Genomic DNA, 18,744 nt, shown 5'->3' with positions numbered 1-18,744 from the left:
TCCCCGCAGGGGCTCCGACCCCAATTTATCGGGCCGGCGGGTCGGAGCCCCTTTGGGGCTCCGACCCGAAGATTCATTCCGCCACCACCCGCGCGCGCAGCGAATTGGTCAGCGCTTCGGTGATCACCACATCCACGAACTGGCCGATCAATCGCGCCGGCGCCGGGAAGTTCACCGAACGCATGTTCTCGGTCTTGCCAGTCAGCTCGTTCGGGTTCTTGCGCGAAGGGCCTTCCACCAGCACGGTCTGCACGGTGCCGACCATCTTCTCGGAAATGCCGGCGGCATGCGCATTGATGCGCTCCTGCAGGCGCGACAGGCGCGCATGCTTTTCGGCATCGCTGATCGTGTCCTCCAGGTCCGCGGCTGGCGTGCCCGGGCGCCGCGAATAGATGAAGGAGAAGCTGTGGTCGAAGCCGATGTCCTCGATCAGCTTCATGGTCTTCTCGAAATCGGCGTCGGTCTCGCCGGGGAAGCCGACGATGAAGTCCGAGCTGATCGAGATGTCCGGGCGCACCGCCCGCAGCTTGCGGATCTTCGACTTGAACTCCAGCGCGGTGTAGCCGCGTTTCATCGCCGACAGCACGCGGTCGCTGCCGGCCTGTACCGGCAGGTGCAGGAAGTTGGCCAGCTGCGGCACGTCGCGGAACGCATCGATCAGCGAATCGCTGAACTCCAGCGGATGCGAGGTGGTGAAGCGGATGCGGCCGACGCCATCGATCTCGGCGATGGTGCGGATCAGCAGGCCGAGGTCGGCGAACTCACCGTCACCATAGGGCCCGCGATACGCGTTGACGTTCTGCCCGAGCAGGTTGATCTCGCGCACGCCCTGTGCGGCCAGCTGCGCCACCTCCACCACCACGTCCTCGAACGGGCGGCTGACTTCGGTGCCGCGGGTGTAGGGCACCACGCAGAACGAACAGTACTTGGAACAGCCTTCCATGATCGACACGAATGCCGAGGGTCCTTCGGCGCGCGGCTCGGGCAGGCGATCGAATTTCTCGATCTCGGGGAAGCTGATGTCGACCTGCGGGCGCTTCTGTTCGCGGCGTGCGCGGATCAGCTCCGGCAGCCGGTGCAGGGTCTGCGGGCCGAACACCAGGTCGACGAACGGCGCACGCTTGATGATCGCTTCGCCTTCCTGCGAGGCGACGCAGCCGCCGACGCCGATGATGACTTCGCGGCCCTTGTTCTTCAGGCCCTTCCACACGCCCAGCTGGCTGAACACCTTCTCCTGCGCCTTCTCGCGGATGGAGCAGGTGTTGACCAGGATGACGTCGGCGTCGTCCGGGCTGTCGGTCAGTTCCAGGCCATCGCTGGCGGCAAGCACGTCGGCCATCTTGGCCGAGTCGTACTCGTTCATCTGGCAACCGTGGGTCTTGATGTACAGCTTGCCTTTCACCTGGTCGGGCTTGCGCGGACCAGCGGGCAGGGCAACGAGCGGGGTACCGCCCGGTGTGGTGGGCGGAAAGACGTCTGGCGTCCCGGTCATGGCGCTTAATCCATTCGGGTGGCGGGAAAGCGGGCAATTCTACCCGCATCCCACGCCAGCCGCCGCGCCCGTGCAACCGAGCCCATGCCCAGCGTGGCCATCACCGTAGAGCCGAGCCCGTGCTCGGCTGCCTTTGCAAGGCGGAGGAGCAGCCGAGCGTGGGCTCGGCTCTACAAGAGGCCGCTGCTTACGCCGCCAGCTCCGCATCGATCTGCCGCGAACGGTCGAAGGCGGTCATCGCGCTCATCCGTGCGATGTAATCGGCCGTGGCCGGCGCGGGCTGCACCAGGCCGAAGGCCGTGGTCCAGGCCAGCGCATTGCCCCACAGCACGTCGGCGGCGCTCATCGTCTCGCCGAGCAGGTAGGGGCCCTGCGCCAGCTGGGCCTCGATCACCTGCAGCACGGTCTCGGCGTCGTTGTACGGCGACATCAGGCGCGGCGGCGGCTCGCGGTGCATCGCCTTGTCGATCATCGCCGGCTCGAAACAGGCGCCATAGAAGGCCATCCAGCGCAGGTAGGGCCCGCGCAGGGCGTCGCCGATCGGCGGTGCCAGGCCGGCCTCCGGATACAGGTCGGCCAGGTACAGATAGATCGCCACCTGCTCGGTCACCAGCGCACCGTTGTGGACGATCGCCGGCACCTTGCCCATCGGGTTGATGGCCAGGTAGGCCGGGGCCAGGTTGGCGCCCGCCTTCAGGTCCAGCACCTGCATGCGGTAGTCGGCACCCAGTGCTTCGAGCAGGGCCACGGCGCCGCTCGAGCGCGAACGGGCGGCGTGGTACAGGGTGATCTGGCGTGAATTCATGGCATTGCTCCTTGCGGTGGGTGGTGAACTGGAGGCCATCCTGGGGCACTATTGCGGACGACTTCTGTCCTCGATCCTTCATGCGCCATACCGCCCATCGATTGCTGCGCCTGATCGCCCTGCTGCAGGCCCGTCGCCAGTGGTCCGGGGCCGAGCTCGCCGAGCGCATGGGCGTGGACCGGCGCAGCATCCGCCGTGACGTCGAGCGCCTGCGCGAGCTGGGTTATCCGGTCCGGGCCTCGTCCGGGGTTGGCGGCGGCTACCAGCTGGGGGCAGGGGCGCCGGTGCTGCCGATGCTGCTGGACGAGGAGGAGGCGACTACCCTGGCCATCGCCCTGCGCGCGGCCTCTGCGACCGTCGCCGGCATCGACGACACCGCGCGCGGCCTGTTGTCCAAGCTCGATCCGCTGGTGCCGACCCGTCGCCGCCAGCAGGCCGGCGAGGTGCATGCCGCCACCGCCACCCTGTCCGACCTTCCGTCCACCGACGCACGCCTGCTCGGGCAGCTGGCCCAGCACTGCCGGCAGGCGTCACGGCTGGCCTTCGAATACCGCAGTGCCCAGGAAGCGGTGACCCAGCGCGAGGTCGAGGCGCAGCACCTGGTCAACTACGGGCGGCGCTGGTACCTGCTGGCCTGGGACCTGGGCCGGCAGGACTGGCGCACCCTGCGCGTGGACCGGATGGGCGCGGTGCGCGAATGCGCCGAGCCGGGCATGCACCGCCGTACGCCCGCACCGCCGGATGTGATGGTGCGGCAGGCGGTCAGCCAGGCCCCGTTCGCCCTGCAGGCCATCGTCCGCCTGGCCGGCAGCCGCGCCGAGCTGGAAGGCCGCATCCCGCCCTGGTGTGGTGTGCTGGAGGACGATGGGCCCGACCATTGCCTGCTGCGCATGGGCGCCGAGAGCCGCGGCATGATGCTGGCGCAGATCCTCAGCCTGGACCGGGTGCCGGTGGCGGTGTGGACCACGCCGCCGGGCCTGCGCGATGAACTGGCACAGCGTCTGGCCGGATTGGGGCAGGTGCTGGCTGTGCCGCCGGTCACAGGCTGAGCCGCGTCGCTTGGCAAGCCCCGGCGAAGCTGGGACACTCGCCGGCATGAAGGGGATACTGGGGACAACGGCGATCATCATCGCTGCGCTGACCGCTGCGCCGGCCAGCGCGGGCACCCTGTTCAAGTGCCAGGGCGCCGACGGGGTCACCAGCTATGTCAGCAAGCGCCTGGCCGGGGCCCGCTGCAGCGCCATCAGCTACAGCCGCGACCTCCGCCCGGCACCGCGCCCGGTGGTGGCCGCGCCGAAGCCGGCGCCGACCACCGTGGCCAGCATCGAGCGCAACCCGGTGGCGGTGGCGGCCAGCACTGCGGCGCCGGCGGCTGCGCCAGCCGCCGTACCCGCGCCCCCGGTCGCCTCGCGCAGCGGGCGCATGGTCAGCGGCCAGGTCTATTCCTTCATGAAGGACGGCGTGCGCCACTACACCAGTGCGCGCCCGACCCAGGTCGCCAACCTCGGCCCGGTGCGCACCATCCGCTACAGTTTCATGGAGCGCTGCTACGCCTGTGGCGTCAACCCGCGCGTGGACTTCGGTTCGGTGCGGTTGAACACCACCGCGTTCCAGACCGAGATCAGCTCGGCCGCGCGCGAGTTCGGCGTCGACGAAGCCGTGGTGCGCGCCATCATCCACGCCGAGTCGGCCTACAACCCGACCGCGCTCAGCCGCGCCGGCGCGCAGGGCCTGATGCAGCTGATGCCGCCAACCGCGGCCCGTTTCGGAGTCAGCGATTCCTACGATGCCGGGCAGAACATCCGCGGTGGCGTGCAGTATCTTGCGTGGTTGTTGAAGCGTTTCAATGGCGACCTGACCCTGGCCGCGGCTGGCTACAACGCGGGCGAAGGCGCGGTTGACCGCCACGGTGGCGTGCCGCCCTACAGCGAGACCCAGTACTACGTGCGCCGGGTCGGGCAGCTGGCCGAGCGTTACCGCACCGCATTGACGCACCAGTAGTGCCGGCCGCTGGCCGGCAACCTTGGGCAATGGCCGGTACCGACCGGCCACTGGCTGGCAGCCCCGTAATCAATGTTGTTGCAATGCGTTGTGTGGCGCTCGACGGTTCCGCTACACTCGCCCATGATTCAATGCGGCTCTGGCCCCCACCGGATCCGCTGGCAGCCTTAAAGCTACCTAATCAATATCGGAGTGCCGGATGGCCAACGATGGGGTACACGATCCAGTCAACACCGGACGTCGGCGTTTTCTTTCTGCCACCACAGCCGTGGTGGGCGCCGTCGGCGTCGGATTCACCGCTGTTCCTTTCATCAAATCCTGGAACCCCAGTGCCCGTGCCAAGCTTGCCGGCGCACCGGTGGTGGCCGACATCAGCGCCCTGCAGGAAGGCCAACGCCTGATCGTGGAATGGCGTGGCCAGCCGATCTGGATCGTCAAGCGGTCCAAGGCGATCCTCGATGCACTGCACGGGCTCGATGGCCGCCTCAAGGACCCCGAGTCCGGCGAGAAGGACCAGCAGCCGGACTACGTGCTGAAGCAGAACCCCGAGCTGCGCTCGATCAAGCCGGACATTTCCGTGCTGGTCGGCCTGTGCACGCACCTGGGCTGTTCGCCGGAAATGGTCGCCGAGATCCGGCCTGAACCCTATGACCCGCAGTGGAAGGGCGGCTACTTCTGCCCCTGCCACAAGTCGCGCTTCGACATGTCCGGCCGCGTCTTCAAGGACGTGCCGGCGCCGATCAACCTGAAGGTGCCCGCGCACCATTACCAGGACGACAACACCATCATCATCGGTGTCGATCCGCAGGGGGCAGCCTGATGGCCAATATCCTCGCTCGTACCGCCAGCGGCGTGGCCGACTGGGTCAATGCCCGCGCGCCGGGCCTGATGCCGGTCTACCGCAAGCATGTCACCGAGTACTACGCGCCGAAGAACTTCAACATCTGGTACTACTTCGGTTCGCTGGCGCTGCTGGTGCTGGTCAACCAGATCGTCACCGGCATCTTCCTGACGATGCACTACAAGACCAACGCCGCCGAGGCGTTCGGCTCCATCGAATACATCATGCGTGATGTGGAGTGGGGCTGGCTGATCCGCTACATGCACTCCACCGGGGCCTCGCTGTTCTTCATCGTGGTCTACCTGCACATGTTCCGCGGCCTGCTGTACGGCAGTTACCAGAAGCCGCGCGAGCTGGTGTGGATCCTGGGCATTCTGATCTACCTGGTGCTGATGGCCGAAGCCTTCATGGGCTACGTGCTGCCGTGGGGGCAGATGTCGTTCTGGGGCGCCAAGGTGATCATTTCGCTGTTCGGCGCGATACCGGTGATCGGCAACGGCCTGACCGAGTGGATCATGGGCGACTACCTGCCCAGTGACGCCACGCTCAACCGCTTCTTCGCGCTGCACGTCATCGCACTGCCGCTGGTGCTGCTGTTGCTGGTGGTGCTGCACCTGGGCGCGCTGCACGAGGTGGGGTCGAACAACCCCGATGGCGTGGAGATCAAGAAGGGGCCCAAGGGCAACCGCTGGTCGCCGAACGCCCCGGCCGACGGCATTCCGTTCCATCCGTACTACACGCTCAAGGATGGCGTCGGTGCCGGCTTCCTGCTGATCATCGCCGCCTTCATCATCTTCTTCGCCCCCGGTTTCGGCGGCCTGTTCCTGGAGCACGACAACTTCACCGAAGCCAACCGCCTGGTGACCCCGGAACACATCAAGCCGGTCTGGTACTACACGCCGTACTACGCGATGTTGCGCGTGGTGCCGAACAAGCTGGGCGGCGTGCTGGTGATGTTCTCGGCCATCGCGATCCTGTTCCTGGTGCCGTGGCTGGACAAGGCGAAGGTGAAATCGGTGCGCTACCGCGGCTGGATCTCGAAGGTGATGCTGGGCGTGCTGGCGGTGTGCTTCGTGTGGCTGGGCGTGATTGGTTCCGGCCCGGGCACCGATGTGCACGAGACCTACATCGGGCGGGTGTTGACCTTCCTGTACTTCGCGTTCTTCATCACCATGCCGCTATGGACAAGGTTGGACAGGACCAAGCCGGTACCGGAGAGGGTGACCACGCATGACTGAGCGCTGGATGGTCCGGCTGGCCCTGGCGGCCACCCTGATGCTGGGCAGTTTCCTGGCCTCCGCCGCCGAAGGCGGCACCCCGCTGCTGCAGGCCGGCAACGACCTCGGTGACCGCGCCTCGCTGCAGCGCGGCGCGCAGCTGTACATGAATTACTGCTCCGGCTGCCACGCATTGAAGTACCTGCGCTATTCGCGGATGGCGCAGGACCTCGGCCTGACCGAGGAAGAGGTGATGAACAACCTCAACTTCACCGGCTCGGCGATCGGCGACCCGATCCCGGTGGCGATGCCCAAGGAGAACGCGGAGAAGTGGTTCGGCAAGATGCCGCCCGATCTCAGCCTGATCTCGCGCGTGCGGGGCAGTGACTGGGTCTACACCTATCTCAAGTCGTTCTATCTGGACAGCAGCCGCCCGCTGGGCTGGAACAACGCGCTGTTCGCCAATGCCTCCATGCCCAACCCGCTGTGGGAGATGCAGGGCCTGCAGCATGCGGTGCACGGCAAGGCGGAAGCGCCCGGCATGGACCCGCCGGTGACCGGCCTGAAAATCGAAACGCCCGGGTCGGTCGATGCCGGCCAGTACGATCAGGCCGTTCGGGACATCACCAACTTCCTCGAATACGCCGGTGAACCGGCCGCGCTCAAGCGCCAGCAGCTGGGCGTATGGGTGATCCTGTTCCTGGCCCTGCTGACGTTCCTGCTGTACCTGCTGAAGAAGGAATACTGGAAGGACGTCCACTGATTCTGCCGCCGGCCATCGCACGGGCCTATTGGCTTTTGTGATGGTCGGTTGCACACTCGGGGAGGAGTCGACCGCTGGCACGGTGCCGGCGGCGCCGATGCGGCAGGCGGTCTCCTGTCGTGGGAGAGCCTTTGATGGCGGCGAGCGTACGCATGCGCAATACACTGACGCTGTTTTCCTCGAACGACGACGTACTGTGCCACCGGGTACGCCTGGTGCTGGCGGCCAAGGGGGTCACCTTCGACTTTGTCCCGGTCGATCCGCAGAACCCGCCTGAAGACCTGATCGATCTCAACCCCTACCACTCGGTGCCGACCCTGGTCGAGCGCGAGCTGGTGCTGTACGCCGCGTCGGTGGTCAGCGAATACCTGGACGAACGCTACCCGCATCCTCCGCTGATGCCGGTCGATCCGCTCTCGCGTGCGCGTATCCGCTTGGCCATGCTGCGCATCGAGCACGACTGGGTACCGCAGGTGCAGGCCATCCAGCTGGGCAACAAGACCCAGGCCGAGGCCGGCCGCAAGCGCCTGAAGGAACTGCTGACCGCCTCGCTGCCGCTGTTCAAGGCCAGCAAGTTCTTCCTCAATCCGGAAATGAGCCTGGCCGACTGTGCAATGGCACCGATCATCTGGCGCCTGCAGTCGCTGGACGTGCCGCTGCCGAAGGACGGCAAGGCGATCGAGGACTATGGCAACCGCATCTTCCGTCACCCGGGTTTCGTCCGCAGCCTGACCGACCAGGAAAAGAAGCTGCGCGATCTGCCGGTCTGATCCGACCTTGCGTAACCCGTCTGCACGCCGACCGGCGTGCAGGCGATCCGCCCCGGCGGGGCGCCGGGCGCGTACACTTCACGCATGACCGAAGACTTCTTCCACATGACCAGCCACCGCCCGTACCTGCTGCGGGCGCTGGTGGAATGGATCAACGACAACCAGCTGACCCCGCACATCCTGGTCGACGCCGGCGTCCCCGGCGTGCAGGTGCCGCCTTCGGCGGTCAAGGATGGCCGGGTCGTGCTCAACATCGCCGAACGCGCCGTCGTGCGGCTGATGATCGACAACGAAATGGTGAGCTTCTCGGCCCGCTTCTCCGGCAACAGCTACCCGGTGCAGGTACCGATCAGCGCCGTGCTGGCGGTCTATGCCCGCGAGACCGGGCAGGGCATGGCGCTGCCGGATGACATACCGGGCAGCGAGACCGCGCCGACCAGTGACGAACTGCTGCACGAGGACGGCACGCCGCCGGACGATACGCCACCGGCCAGTCCGCCGCCCAAGGGCCGCCCGAACCTGCGCGTGGTCAAGTAACCATTCCGACGCCGCCCCGATGGGCGGCGTCTTCCTTTGCAGGTTTTACCGGTGGGTGCCGGAATTGTGTGGGTGCCGACCGTTGGTCGGCACACCTTCAGTTCTTACACATCCTCGGCATCCTCCACATCCGGCCGGATCTGGCTGATCCGCGCGGCACCGGGGCCGGTGAACGAGATCAGCTGGTCGCCGCGCAGCACCATGCGGCCCACGTGGCGATCGATGCCATCGTAGGAATACTCGAACTTGAAGGTGCGCTCGAAACCGAGCCGTCCGTCCTCGCCACGCGACAGTCGCAGGCCGGTGGCATGTACCGCCTGATCCAGCCACTGCACGTCGGCAGCGCGGCAGGCATTGCGGCCCAGCTCGACCGCGCGCTCGGCGGCCGAACGCGCCGCATTCCAGAAGAAATAGATGATTCCGCCGGCAATCAGCAACAACAGCAGGGTGGGCATGGCGTCAGCCGTCAGAGGTGGATCCGGCAAAGATGGCGGCGAACGCGCGCTGGATCAAGCGCTGCACTCACCGCCGTGGCTGCGGTTCGCTGGACATCGGTGATGCGGGCACGTTAGACGGCGCCGTCGCCGGCACCGTCTGCATCGGCGCGGCGGAGGGCGAAGGCATCACCAATGGCGCGGTCGCCGTCAGCTGCAGCAGCGCTGCCCAGTCCTGGCGGTTGAAGCTGCATTCGTCCTCGCGGCCCGGCGTGCAGCTGGGCTCGATGCCGGTGCTGTTGCGTTCGCGCGCCGGCGGCAGCTTGATCAACCCGGTGCGGTCCAGCGGCAGCAGTCGCATCGCCACCGTGTTCATCACGTTGCCGCCCACCAGGTACAGGGTCTGGTCGCCCCCCAGGTTGGCGGCCACCACTACTTCGCAATGTGATTTCCAGTGGCCCACCGAACCGTTGCCCAGTGCCTGCACCAGCCCACTGTAGCTGAGCGTGGTGCTGCGATCGCGCAGGAAGCACAGCAGGTCGCCCGGTGCGGGCTTTGCGGTCGCGGGATCGACCAGCCGGTACGGCACGCCCGAGGGTCCGCCCTGGTACGCGGCACGGATGTAGTCGATGTGGCGTGGCGACGCGTTGAAGCCGGGGACGCCGGACTGCACCATCACCCAGGAAATGAACGCGGCCGACCACGGGTTGTCGATCAGGAAGGTGCGGCAGTCGCTGTCGGTGTAGCGCGTGCCCAGTGGTGCCAGACAGCTGCTGGCGCCGGCGATGCTGCCCATCGCGTTGAGCGTGCCGCTGTTGCGCCAGTAGCCGGCCACGCGTTGCCAGGCAATCAGCCCGTTGTCGGCCAGATGTTCGTTCTCGGCCTCGGTGACACTCAGGCTCGCCGCGCGGCCATCGCGATCGATGAAAGGCCGGAACCAGAGCCGGTGTTCATTGCAGGCAGTATTGCGGATGGCCACCGCCAATGGGCTCAGGCCGAAACGCGGTGGCACATCGCAGGCTTCGGCCGCCGCTGCGGACAGGGGGGCCGCGGCCAGCAGCAGACAGGCAAGCAAGAGCATCCGGCGCATGCGCGGCTCCTGTGGGGGATGCCGGCAGCGTCGCAGAGGCGGCCGTAGCCGAGCCGTGAAGGCGTCCCGGGTCGTGTAGAGCCGAGCCCATGCTCGGCTCATCGCGCGAAGCGCGCGCAGGGCGTGCCGCAAATCGACAAGCAGCCGAGCGTAGGCTCGGCTCTACAAGTCCTGCAGGCCTCAGCCCGGCGGTGGGCCGAGCTTCAACGACAGATCGACGGCCTGCACGTGCTTGGTCAGGCCGCCGATGGAGATGCAGTCGACGCCATCCTCGGCGATCGAGCGCAGGCCACCCAGGCCGACGCTGCCGGACACTTCCAGCGGAATGCGGCCGGCCGTGATGCGTACCGCCTCGCGGCGCAGGTCGGGGCTGAAGTCGTCCAGCAGGATGCGTTCGCAACCAGCGTCGAGCGCCTGGCGCAGCTGCGCCAGATCCTCGACCTCGACCACCAGCGGCAGCGCAGGCCACTGCCGGCGTGCGCCCGCCACGGCGTCGGCCAGTGAACCGGCAGCGCGGATGTGGTTTTCCTTCAGCATCACCGTGTCGTACAGGCCGAAACGATGGTTCTCGCCACCGCCGCAGCGCACCGCGTACTTCTGAGCCAGGCGCAGGCCGGGCAGGGTCTTGCGGGTGTCGAGGATGCGCGTGCCGGTACCGGCCACCGCCGCCACGTAGCGGGCGGTGGTGGTTGCCGTACCGGACAGCGTCTGCAGGAAGTTGAGCGAGGTGCGTTCGGCGCTGACCAGGCTGCGGCTGCGCCCATGCAGCAGGGCCAGCACGGTGCCTGCGGTGACCGCGTCGCCGTCGGAAACCTGCCATTCGATGCGTACGTCCGGGTCGAGCGCGCGGTGGGTGGCGTCGAACCAGGGGCGGCCGGCGATCACCCCGTCCTGCTTGCACAGCAGGTAGGCGCTGTCGGCCTGGTCGGGCAGCAGGGCGGCGGTGACATCACCGCTGCCCAGGTCCTCGGCCAGTGCACGCGCGACATCGGCGGCGACAACGGCCGCATCCGGCGTCGGCAGCGTGCTCATGCGGTCGGGAAATCGGCGATCTGGGCGGTCGGGATGGCTTCCTCGGCCAGCAGCACCGGGATGCCGTCGTCGACGCGGAAGACCTGCTTGCGGTCGCGGGTGACCAGCGCTTCGCGCAGCGGCTGCGCCAGCGGGTTGCCATCGGCCTTGTTCACCGCGCCGGCGGAAATGGCCTTGTTGAGGGCTTCCAGGCCCTTGCCATCCAGCAGGGACAGGGGCTGGCGGGTGTCAGGCGACACCAGCAGGTCGAGCAGCTTGCGATCCATGGTTCTTCGTCTTGCGTGGAAGATGGCTAGAATACGTCTTTAAGGCAGGTGACGGCCAATGACCCCCAACCCGATCGCGCCGCTTGTCGGCATCGTCATGGGTTCCCGTTCCGACTGGGAAACCATGCAGCACGCCGCCCAGAAGCTTGAAGCCCTGGGTGTTCCGTTCGAAGTGAAGGTGGTGTCCGCGCATCGGACGCCGGATGTGTTGTTCAGTTACGCCGAGCAGGCGGGCCCGCGTGGCCTGCGCGCGATCATCGCCGGTGCCGGCGGGGCCGCCCACCTGCCAGGCATGATCGCCGCCAAGACCGCCGTGCCGGTGCTGGGCGTGCCGGTGCAGTCCAAGGCCCTCAACGGCATGGATTCGCTGCTGTCGATCGTGCAGATGCCGGCCGGTATCCCGGTCGCCACCTTCGCCATCGGCAATGCCGGCGCGTCCAACGCGGCGCTGTTCGCCGCCGCGATGCTGGCCAGCGACCAGCCGGCGATCGGCCAGGCGCTCGACGCCTTCCGTGCACGCCAGACCGAAGACGTGATGGCCCACGACGATCCGCGCCAATGAGCCTGACCGTCGGCATCCTGGGCGGCGGCCAGCTCGCCCGCATGATGGTCCTGGCCGGTGCGCCGCTGGGGCTGCGCTTCGAACTGTATGACCCGGCGGCCGACGCCTGCAGCGGCCCGCTGGCGCCGCTCACCGTCGGTGCCTTCGACGACCGCCAGGCGCTGGCGGACTTCGCTGCCAAGGTCGATGTGGTCACCTTCGATTTCGAGAATGTGCCCGCCGACAGTGCACAGTTCCTGGCCGACCGCGTGCCGGTCTACCCGCCGCCGGCCGCGCTGGCGGTGGCCCAGGACCGGTTGAGCGAGAAGACCCTGTTCCAGCAGCTGGGCATCCCGCTGCCGGCCTTCGCTGATATCCGCAGCCGCGACGAGCTGGCGGCGAAGGCCGCCGAATTCGGCCTGCCGTGCATCCTCAAGACCCGCCGCCTGGGCTACGACGGCAAGGGCCAGTTCCGCCTGCGCAGCGAAGCCGACATTGATGCCGCCTGGGATGCGCTGGGTGCACAGGTCGAGCGCACCGGACTGATCCTGGAGGGCTTCGTGGCCTTCCAGCGCGAGGTCAGCGTGGTGGCCGTGCGTGGCCGCGATGGCAGTTTCGAAGCCTGGCCGATCACCGGCAACTGGCATGTCGACGGTGTGCTGTCGGCCAGCGTGGCCCCGGCCGTGCTGTCCGCCGCCGAGCAGCAGGCAGCCATCGGCTATGCACGCTGTGTCGCCGAACACCTGCAGTACGTCGGCGTGTTCGCGCTGGAACTGTTCTGCCGCGATGGCGAGCTGCTGGCCAACGAGATGGCGCCACGCGTGCACAACTCCGGGCACTGGACCATCGAAGGCAGCGAGACCTCGCAGTTCGAGAACCACCTGCGCGCCGTGCTGGGCCTGCCGCTGGGCAGCACCCGCATGCTCGGCCATGCCTGCATGCTGAACTGGCTGGGCCGGATGCCCGACCCGTTGCCGGTGCTGGCCCAGGCCAGTGGCCACTGGCATGACTATGGCAAGGAGTCGCGCGAAGGCCGCAAGGTCGGCCATGCCACGTTGCGCGATGACGATGCCGCAGCACTGGCCGACGCGTTGGACCAGGTGGGCCTGGAACTGGACCGCCAGGCCCAGGTGGCACCGGCGGTGCACGCGCTGCGCAACCGCTGAGTCCGGTAGTGCCGGCCGCTGGCCGGCAGTGCAACGGTGTGGCGCACCGGTGCAGCCATCGGCACAACATTCCCGGTGGTAGCGTGGAGCTCCTTTCACAGGAGTCACGACCATGCTCGACTGGAATGCCTACCGCAAGGAACTGAAGGGCCGCATCGGCGAGATCGGCAAGCTCTCGCCGGATACGGTCAAGGGCTACGCCACCCTGGCCAATGCCGGTGCCCAGACCAACCACCTGGATGCCAAGACCCGGGAGTTGATCGCGCTGGCGGTGGCGGTGACCACCCGCTGTGACGGCTGCATCACCGTGCACGTGGACGCGGCGCTGAAGCATGGCGCCAGCCGCGAGGAAATCGCCGAGGCGCTGGGCGTGGCGGTCTCGCTCAACGCCGGGGCCGCGCTGGTGTACTCGGCGCGGGTGATGGATGCGGTGGCCGCGCACGAGAGCGCGTGAAGCTTCATCTGTAGAGCCGAGCCCATGCTCGGCTGCTGTCCGGCCAGCCGAGCATGGGCTCGGCTCTACAGGGGGTCAGCGCAGCTGGCTCTCGGCGAATTCCCAGTTGACCATCTGCCAGAACGCGTCCAGGTAACGCGCGCGGTCATTCTGGTAGTCGGTGTAGTACGCGTGCTCCCACACGTCGCAGCACAGCAGCGGGGTGCTGTCGCCGGTCAGGGGCGTGCCGGCGTTGCGGGTGGCCTGGATGCCCAGCTGGCCCCCCGGGTGCTGCACCAGCCACACCCAGCCCGAGCCGAACAGGCCCAGTGCAGTGCGGTTGAATTCCTCGCGCAGGCGCTGCGCGTCACCGAACTGGCGCTTGACCAGCTCGCCCAGCCGGCCCTGTGGTTCGCCGCCGCCGCGCGGGCGCAGGCACTGCCAGTAGAAGCCGTGGTTCCAGGCCTGGGCGGCCGCATCGAACAGCGTGCCCTGGGCATGGCGCACGATCTCTTCCAGTGACGCCTCCTCCCACTCGGTGCCGAGGGTGCCGGCGTTGACCGCGTCGACATAGGCGCGGTGGTGGCGGCCGTGATGCAGTTCCACGGTCTGCGCGGACAGGTGGGGCTGCAGGGAGCCGGAGAGGTAGGGCAGGGCGGGCAATTCGACGGGCATGTGCAGGTTCGTGGCCAGGGGACGGCGGCAGCCTGTTCCATCCGCTTACAATGGCGGCTACCGTGGGCAGTCTAGCCGACCATCACGGTCGGGTTGTCCGGCGAAGCAAGGAGTGTGGTTGTGGCGGTGATGCAGCAAATCCAGGCCGAGGTCGATCGTTACCCGCTCGTGCTGTTCATGAAGGGCACCCCGCAGTACCCGATGTGCGGCTTTTCCAGCCGCGCCGTGCAGGCGTTGATGGCTGCCGGCGCCGTCACCCTGCGCACCGTCAACGTGCTCGAAGAACCGGAGATCCGCGCCAACCTGCCGCGCTTCTCCAACCTGCCGACCTTCCCGCAGCTGTTCATCAACGGCGAGTTGATCGGCGGCTGCGACATCGTCATGGAACTGTTTGAATCCGGCGAGCTCAAGCGCATCGTCGAAGAGGCGACCCAGGGATGAGTGCCTGGCCGTCGACGTCACCGACTGACGGGGCGCTCGATGGCCGCCCGCTGCAGGACCGCGTGGTGCTGGTTGCCGGTGCCGGCGGCGGGCTGGGCAGTGCGGCGGCGATTGCCGCTGCGGCGGCCGGGGCTACCGTGGTCCTGCTGGGGCGCAAGCCGCGCCGGCTGGACCGGGTCTATGCCCAGGTCCAGGCGGTCGGCCCGGAACCCCTGCTGTACCCGATGGACCTGGAGGGTGCCGGCCCCGATGACTATGCCGAACTGGCCCAGGCCCTGCAGCGTGAGCTGGGGCGGCTGGATGGCCTGCTGGTCTGCGCCGCGCATTTCCCCGGCCTGACCCCGTTCGAGCTGGCCGACCCGGCCAGTTTCGCCCGTGCGGTCCATGTCACCCTGACCGCCCCGGCCTGGCTGGCCCAGGCCTGCCTGCCGCTGCTGCGGCAGCGCGAGGATGCTGCCCTGGTGTTCGCGGTCGATGCCCCCGAACGGGTGGGGCAGGCCTACTGGGGCGGGTATGGCGTGGCCCAGCACGGCCTGCGTGGCCTGATCGCGAGCCTGCACGATGAGCTGGGCCGCAGCCCGGTCCGGGTCAGCGGCCTGTACCCGGGGCCCCTGCGCACGGCCCTGCGTGCCCGCGCCTATTCCGTCGATCAGGACCCGGCTGCGCAAGGCACGGAAGCCGCAGCGGCAGCGGCGGTGACCCTGTTGTCCGGGGCCGGGAGCGCTTGGCGCGGACAGATTCTTGATGCCAGTGGGATGCCCCGGGAAAAGTGAGTCCCGTGGAAAGGCGGAGTGAAGAACCCGTCACGATTGCGTTGCGAACCGGTGCCGTTTGTCGCACAACCGTCACATTGATGGCGTAGCGTGTTAATCTAGTGTTAACCGTTAGGGCTGCCTTCAGCCGAGCGGTAGGGAACCCCAGATAACTCTCCGACCAGCCACCCGCAGGGCTGTTTGGATGCGCTTTTTTTTCCGCCATCGCCAACTCGCATCGAGGCTACCGAAAAATGACCCACCCACTCCGGATGTCCAAGCTTACCCTTGGTCTCGTGGCTGCACTTGCTGCCGCTCCCGCCTTCGCCCAGAGCACCTCCGCTGGTGTCGGTGGCCAGGTCGTGACCCGCGGCGGCCAGCCCGTCGCTGGTGCTGAAGTCACCATCACCCACACCGAGTCGGGCACGGTTTCGCGTGCTACCACCGATGCGGCCGGTCGCTACAACGCACGCGGCCTGCGCGTGGGTGGCCCGTACAGCATCACCATCACCAAGCCGGGTGAAGGCACCAAGACCGAAGATGGCGTCTACCTGGGCGTGAACCAGACCGGCACCATCAACGCGACGCTGACCGGCGATCTGGCCGGCGCGACCAATCTGGACACCGTGCAGGTCACCGCCGTCGGCGGCGGCTCGGAAGTGTTCAGCGCCACCAAGATGGGCTCGGGCACCAACATCAGCCAGCAGCAGATCGAAGTTGCGCCGTCCGTCGGCGGCAACATCCAGGATCTGATGCGCCTGGATCCGCGCGTCACCTTCATCGATCGCGCCTCGGGCTCGATCTCGGCCGGCGGCCAGAACCCGCGCTTCAACTCGATCAACATCGACGGCGTCTCGGCCAGCGACACCTTCGGCCTGGAAGGCAACAACATGCCGACCCGCCGCCAGCCGGTCGCGATGGAAGCCATCGAAGCGCTGGACATCAACCTGTCCAACTACGACGTCAGCATCGCTGCCGCCGCCGGTGCCACCGTCAACGCGGTGACCAAGTCGGGTACCAATGAATTCCACGGCTCGGTGTACGGCACCTACCGTGATGGCGACTGGTTCGGCGACAACCCGGAAGGCCAGCCGTTCAAGGGCTTCACCAAGGAAGAAACCTACGGCATGACCCTGGGGGGCCCGATCGTCAAGGACAAGCTGTTCTTCTTCGCCAACTACGAAAAGTTCAAGCAGGCCGCCCCGGGCGCCGACCTGAGCGGCACCGCGCTGGGCAAGGCCAACCCGCAGTTCACCCTGGCCGACGTGACCCGCGCGCAGCAGATCGCGCAGGGCTACGGCATCAACGCCGGTGGCCTGGAAAGCAACGGCGACACGGAGATGGAAGAGTACGCGCTGAAGCTGGACTGGAACATCAGCGAGAACCACCGTGCCAACATCCGCTACAGCAAGATCGACCAGAGCAAGCTGCGCATCAACGGCATGGCCACCAGTTCGGCCTCGCTGAGCTCCTATTGGTACCAGCATGACAAGACCAACGAGAGCTACGTCGCCCAGCTGTTCAGCGACTGGACCCCGAACTTCTCGACCGAATTGAAGGCGTCGTACCGCGAGTACTCGGCGATCCGCAACGTGTCCACCGATGCACCGAGCATCCGCATCTTCTTCGGCGGCAACGAGGCTGCACCGTCGGGTGACTCGCTGTACCTGGGTACCGAAGTCAACTCGCAGAACAACATCCTGGAAACCAAGGCGTGGAACTACTACGCCGCAGCTACCTGGACCCTGGGTGACCATGACGTCAAGTTCGGTGCGTCGTACGACACCAACGACATCTACAACTACTTCGGCGCCAACTCGTGGGGTGCCTACACCTTCTACGGCCTGGACAACTTCGCCGCTGGCCGCTGGAGCAGCTACAACTACAATCCGGAGCGCACCCCGGGCTCGATTCCGGCTGACTACAAGTACAGCAACCTGGCCCTGTTCGTGCAGGACACCTGGTATGTCAACAACAATCTGACTCTGACCCTGGGTGTGCGTGCCGACCGTGCCGACACCAGCCCGGCCCCGGCCTACAACGCTGCGGCGTCGACCTTCTTCGGTCGCGATAACAGCGAAGTGCTGAGCAACAAGTTCCTGATCCAGCCGCGCGTCGGTTTCAACTACACCTTCGACAGCGAGCGTCCGACGCAGCTGCGCGGCGGCGTGGGCCTGTTCCAGGGTGATGCGCCGCAGGTGTGGCTGAGCAACAGCTACTCGGCCACCGGCTTCAACAATTCGGTGTACGCCTACACTGCCTACGATCGCACGCTGCCGTTCAACCCGAACAAGGACAGCCAGCCGGTCCCGACCACCCCGGGCTCGAACCGTCAGAACGTCAACTTCGTCGGCAGCGACTTCAAGATGCCGTCGGTGTACAAGGCCAACCTGGCCTTCGATCATGAAACGCCGTGGTACGGCATCGTGGCTTCGGCAGAGCTGCTGGTCACCAAGGTCAAGGATGCCCTGTACTACAGGAACCTGAACCTGGGCCCGGTGCAGCAGCTGGGTCCGGACGGTCGTGAGCTCTATTACGCTGCGTCGCGCAACGGCAACCTGTGGACCAACAACGATGCCCGCTTCGGGCGGAACCGCGGCTACGACGCCGTCTACGAAATCGCCAACACCGACAAGGGCCGCACCTCGCAGTTCACCGTGTCGCTGAGCAAGCCGTGGTCGGACGCCAGTGACTGGTCCTGGAACATCGGTTACACCTACACCGACGCGACCGAAGTGGGCTCGCTGACCAGCTCCACCGCAAGCTCGGGTTGGAACTACCAGTACGCCTTCAACGCCAACAGCGAAACCGAGAACACCTCGCGCTACCAGATCCGTGACCGCCTGTCGGGCTCGCTGAACTGGAAGCACAAGTTCTTCGGCGACTACGAAACCAAGGTCGGTCTGGTGTATGAGGGCCGTAGCGGCCGTCCGTACAGCTACGTGTACTCGAACGATGCCAACGGCGACGGCCGCTCCGCGAATGACCTGTTCTACGTGCCGAACCCGGGCGAGGTTCTGTTCGGCAATCTGGCGGGCAGCACCTTCACCCCGGATGCGGAAATGGAGAAGTCGTTCTACGCATGGCTGGCCGCCAACCCGCAGCTGGCCAAGTACGCAGGTGGCTACGCTCCGGCGAACCAGTTCCGTACCGGCTGGATCAACACCTTCGATATCCGCATCAGCCAGCAGCTGCCGGGCTTCATGAAGGGTCACAAGTCGGAAGTGTGGCTGGACATCCAGAACGTCGGCAACATGCTCAACAAGAAGTGGGGCAACATCTACGACTACGGCTTCTTCGCCGATGCGCGTGTGGCTACCCTGCAGGGCATGAAGGACGGCAAGTACGTCTACAACTTCCGCGGTGCTGACCTGCCGACGGTGGCCAACAACGACGCAGACGGCTTCGACGTCGGTGTCTCGCAGTGGTCGCTGCAGCTGGGCTTCCGCTACCAGTTCTGATGCACTGACGTAGCGCTGCTGTAAACG

Annotated in this window: 20 protein-coding genes; 13 read left to right on the top strand and 7 right to left on the bottom strand. The window is 66.8% G+C overall.

The genetic code is table 11. The features are described 5' to 3' along the window. Positions 1-73: 73 nt before the first annotated feature. Positions 74-1,492 (bottom strand): tRNA (N6-isopentenyl adenosine(37)-C2)-methylthiotransferase MiaB, encoded by a 1,419-nt coding sequence (gene miaB, locus ACUVWL_RS10260; RefSeq protein ID WP_014646577.1) that lies wholly within the window; start codon positions 1,490-1,492, stop codon positions 74-76. 187 nt (positions 1,493-1,679) lie between these two features. Next, positions 1,680-2,297 carry a glutathione S-transferase family protein gene (locus tag ACUVWL_RS10255; RefSeq protein WP_014646578.1) on the bottom strand — a complete coding sequence of 206 codons (618 nt, stop codon included), beginning with the start codon at positions 2,295-2,297 and terminating at the stop codon, positions 1,680-1,682. Positions 2,298-2,377: 80 nt separating this feature from the next. Between ACUVWL_RS10255 and ACUVWL_RS10250 the strand changes: the two genes are divergently transcribed. From ACUVWL_RS10250 to ACUVWL_RS10220, 7 genes are all read left to right on the top strand, one after another. Further along, complete coding sequence (locus ACUVWL_RS10250) at positions 2,378-3,346, top strand: helix-turn-helix transcriptional regulator (RefSeq protein WP_014646579.1); 969 nt, start codon at positions 2,378-2,380, stop codon at positions 3,344-3,346. 46 nt (positions 3,347-3,392) lie between these two features. Next, positions 3,393-4,298, top strand: coding sequence for a lytic transglycosylase domain-containing protein (locus ACUVWL_RS10245; RefSeq protein ID WP_046429799.1), 906 nt, complete (start codon positions 3,393-3,395; stop codon positions 4,296-4,298). Positions 4,299-4,497: 199 nt separating this feature from the next. Further along, positions 4,498-5,118, top strand: coding sequence for a ubiquinol-cytochrome c reductase iron-sulfur subunit (gene petA, locus ACUVWL_RS10240; RefSeq protein ID WP_004151998.1), 621 nt, complete (start codon positions 4,498-4,500; stop codon positions 5,116-5,118). Next, positions 5,118-6,377, top strand: coding sequence for a cytochrome b (locus tag ACUVWL_RS10235; RefSeq protein ID WP_445979145.1), 1,260 nt, complete (start codon positions 5,118-5,120; stop codon positions 6,375-6,377). Before petA ends, ACUVWL_RS10235 begins: the two co-directional genes overlap by 1 nt. Beyond that, positions 6,370-7,119: a cytochrome c1 gene (locus tag ACUVWL_RS10230; RefSeq protein WP_032960911.1), complete on the top strand. Its 750-nt coding sequence runs from the start codon at positions 6,370-6,372 to the stop codon at positions 7,117-7,119. The genes ACUVWL_RS10235 and ACUVWL_RS10230 overlap by 8 nt, the downstream gene beginning before the upstream one ends. Positions 7,120-7,253: 134 nt before the next feature. Beyond that, positions 7,254-7,889, top strand: coding sequence for a glutathione S-transferase N-terminal domain-containing protein (locus ACUVWL_RS10225; protein ID WP_005408842.1), 636 nt, complete (start codon positions 7,254-7,256; stop codon positions 7,887-7,889). A gap of 84 nt (positions 7,890-7,973) precedes the next feature. Then, positions 7,974-8,426: a ClpXP protease specificity-enhancing factor gene (locus ACUVWL_RS10220; protein WP_445979144.1), complete on the top strand. Its 453-nt coding sequence runs from the start codon at positions 7,974-7,976 to the stop codon at positions 8,424-8,426. Positions 8,427-8,530: 104 nt separating this feature from the next. On the opposite strand, the gene ACUVWL_RS10215 is transcribed toward ACUVWL_RS10220, so the two are convergent. From ACUVWL_RS10215 to ACUVWL_RS10200, 4 genes are all read right to left on the bottom strand, one after another. Further along, complete coding sequence (locus ACUVWL_RS10215; RefSeq protein WP_005415950.1) at positions 8,531-8,881, bottom strand: DUF3301 domain-containing protein; 351 nt, start codon at positions 8,879-8,881, stop codon at positions 8,531-8,533. A gap of 67 nt (positions 8,882-8,948) precedes the next feature. Further along, positions 8,949-9,950, bottom strand: a complete 1,002-nt coding sequence (locus ACUVWL_RS10210) for a DUF2272 domain-containing protein (protein WP_445979143.1) — start codon at positions 9,948-9,950, stop codon at positions 8,949-8,951. 180 nt (positions 9,951-10,130) lie between these two features. Further along, positions 10,131-10,982, bottom strand: a complete 852-nt coding sequence (gene nadC / locus ACUVWL_RS10205) for a carboxylating nicotinate-nucleotide diphosphorylase (protein WP_445979142.1) — start codon at positions 10,980-10,982, stop codon at positions 10,131-10,133. Continuing rightward, positions 10,979-11,248, bottom strand: a complete 270-nt coding sequence (locus tag ACUVWL_RS10200) for a Trm112 family protein (RefSeq protein ID WP_014036599.1) — start codon at positions 11,246-11,248, stop codon at positions 10,979-10,981. The genes nadC and ACUVWL_RS10200 overlap by 4 nt, the downstream gene beginning before the upstream one ends. Before the next feature lie 58 nt (positions 11,249-11,306). On the opposite strand from ACUVWL_RS10200, the gene purE reads away from it, so the two are divergent. The 3 genes from purE (at position 11,307) to ACUVWL_RS10185 (ending at position 13,409) form a co-directional block, all read left to right on the top strand. Continuing rightward, positions 11,307-11,810 carry a 5-(carboxyamino)imidazole ribonucleotide mutase gene (gene purE, locus ACUVWL_RS10195; protein ID WP_005412808.1) on the top strand — a complete coding sequence of 168 codons (504 nt, stop codon included), beginning with the start codon at positions 11,307-11,309 and terminating at the stop codon, positions 11,808-11,810. Further along, a complete protein-coding gene (locus tag ACUVWL_RS10190; protein ID WP_049442243.1) occupies positions 11,807-12,955 on the top strand; it encodes a 5-(carboxyamino)imidazole ribonucleotide synthase in 1,149 nt (382 codons plus the stop codon). The genes purE and ACUVWL_RS10190 overlap by 4 nt, the downstream gene beginning before the upstream one ends. Before the next feature lie 112 nt (positions 12,956-13,067). Beyond that, positions 13,068-13,409: a carboxymuconolactone decarboxylase family protein gene (locus ACUVWL_RS10185; protein WP_004152082.1), complete on the top strand. Its 342-nt coding sequence runs from the start codon at positions 13,068-13,070 to the stop codon at positions 13,407-13,409. 75 nt (positions 13,410-13,484) lie between these two features. On the opposite strand, the gene ACUVWL_RS10180 is transcribed toward ACUVWL_RS10185, so the two are convergent. Beyond that, the gene (locus tag ACUVWL_RS10180; protein WP_014646588.1) at positions 13,485-14,063 is read right to left on the bottom strand and encodes a superoxide dismutase; all 579 of its coding nucleotides are present in this window, start codon (positions 14,061-14,063) and stop codon (positions 13,485-13,487) included. A gap of 120 nt (positions 14,064-14,183) precedes the next feature. On the opposite strand from ACUVWL_RS10180, the gene grxD reads away from it, so the two are divergent. The 3 genes from grxD to ACUVWL_RS10165 all read left to right on the top strand — a co-directional run bounded on the left by grxD (position 14,184) and on the right by ACUVWL_RS10165 (position 18,717). Beyond that, on the top strand, positions 14,184-14,504 hold the full coding sequence (grxD, locus tag ACUVWL_RS10175) for a Grx4 family monothiol glutaredoxin (protein WP_005415957.1): 321 nt from the start codon (positions 14,184-14,186) through the stop codon (positions 14,502-14,504). Then, positions 14,501-15,277, top strand: coding sequence for an SDR family NAD(P)-dependent oxidoreductase (locus ACUVWL_RS10170; protein WP_445979141.1), 777 nt, complete (start codon positions 14,501-14,503; stop codon positions 15,275-15,277). The genes grxD and ACUVWL_RS10170 overlap by 4 nt, the downstream gene beginning before the upstream one ends. 233 nt (positions 15,278-15,510) lie before the next feature. Then, positions 15,511-18,717 (top strand): TonB-dependent receptor, encoded by a 3,207-nt coding sequence (locus tag ACUVWL_RS10165; RefSeq protein WP_229653743.1) that lies wholly within the window; start codon positions 15,511-15,513, stop codon positions 18,715-18,717. The last annotated feature ends 27 nt before the right edge of the window (positions 18,718-18,744 follow it).

It is taken from the genome of Stenotrophomonas muris (genome assembly GCF_052751275.1).
The sequence above is the reverse complement of the archived record's forward strand: the minus strand, read 5'-3'. Positions and strand labels throughout refer to the sequence as shown.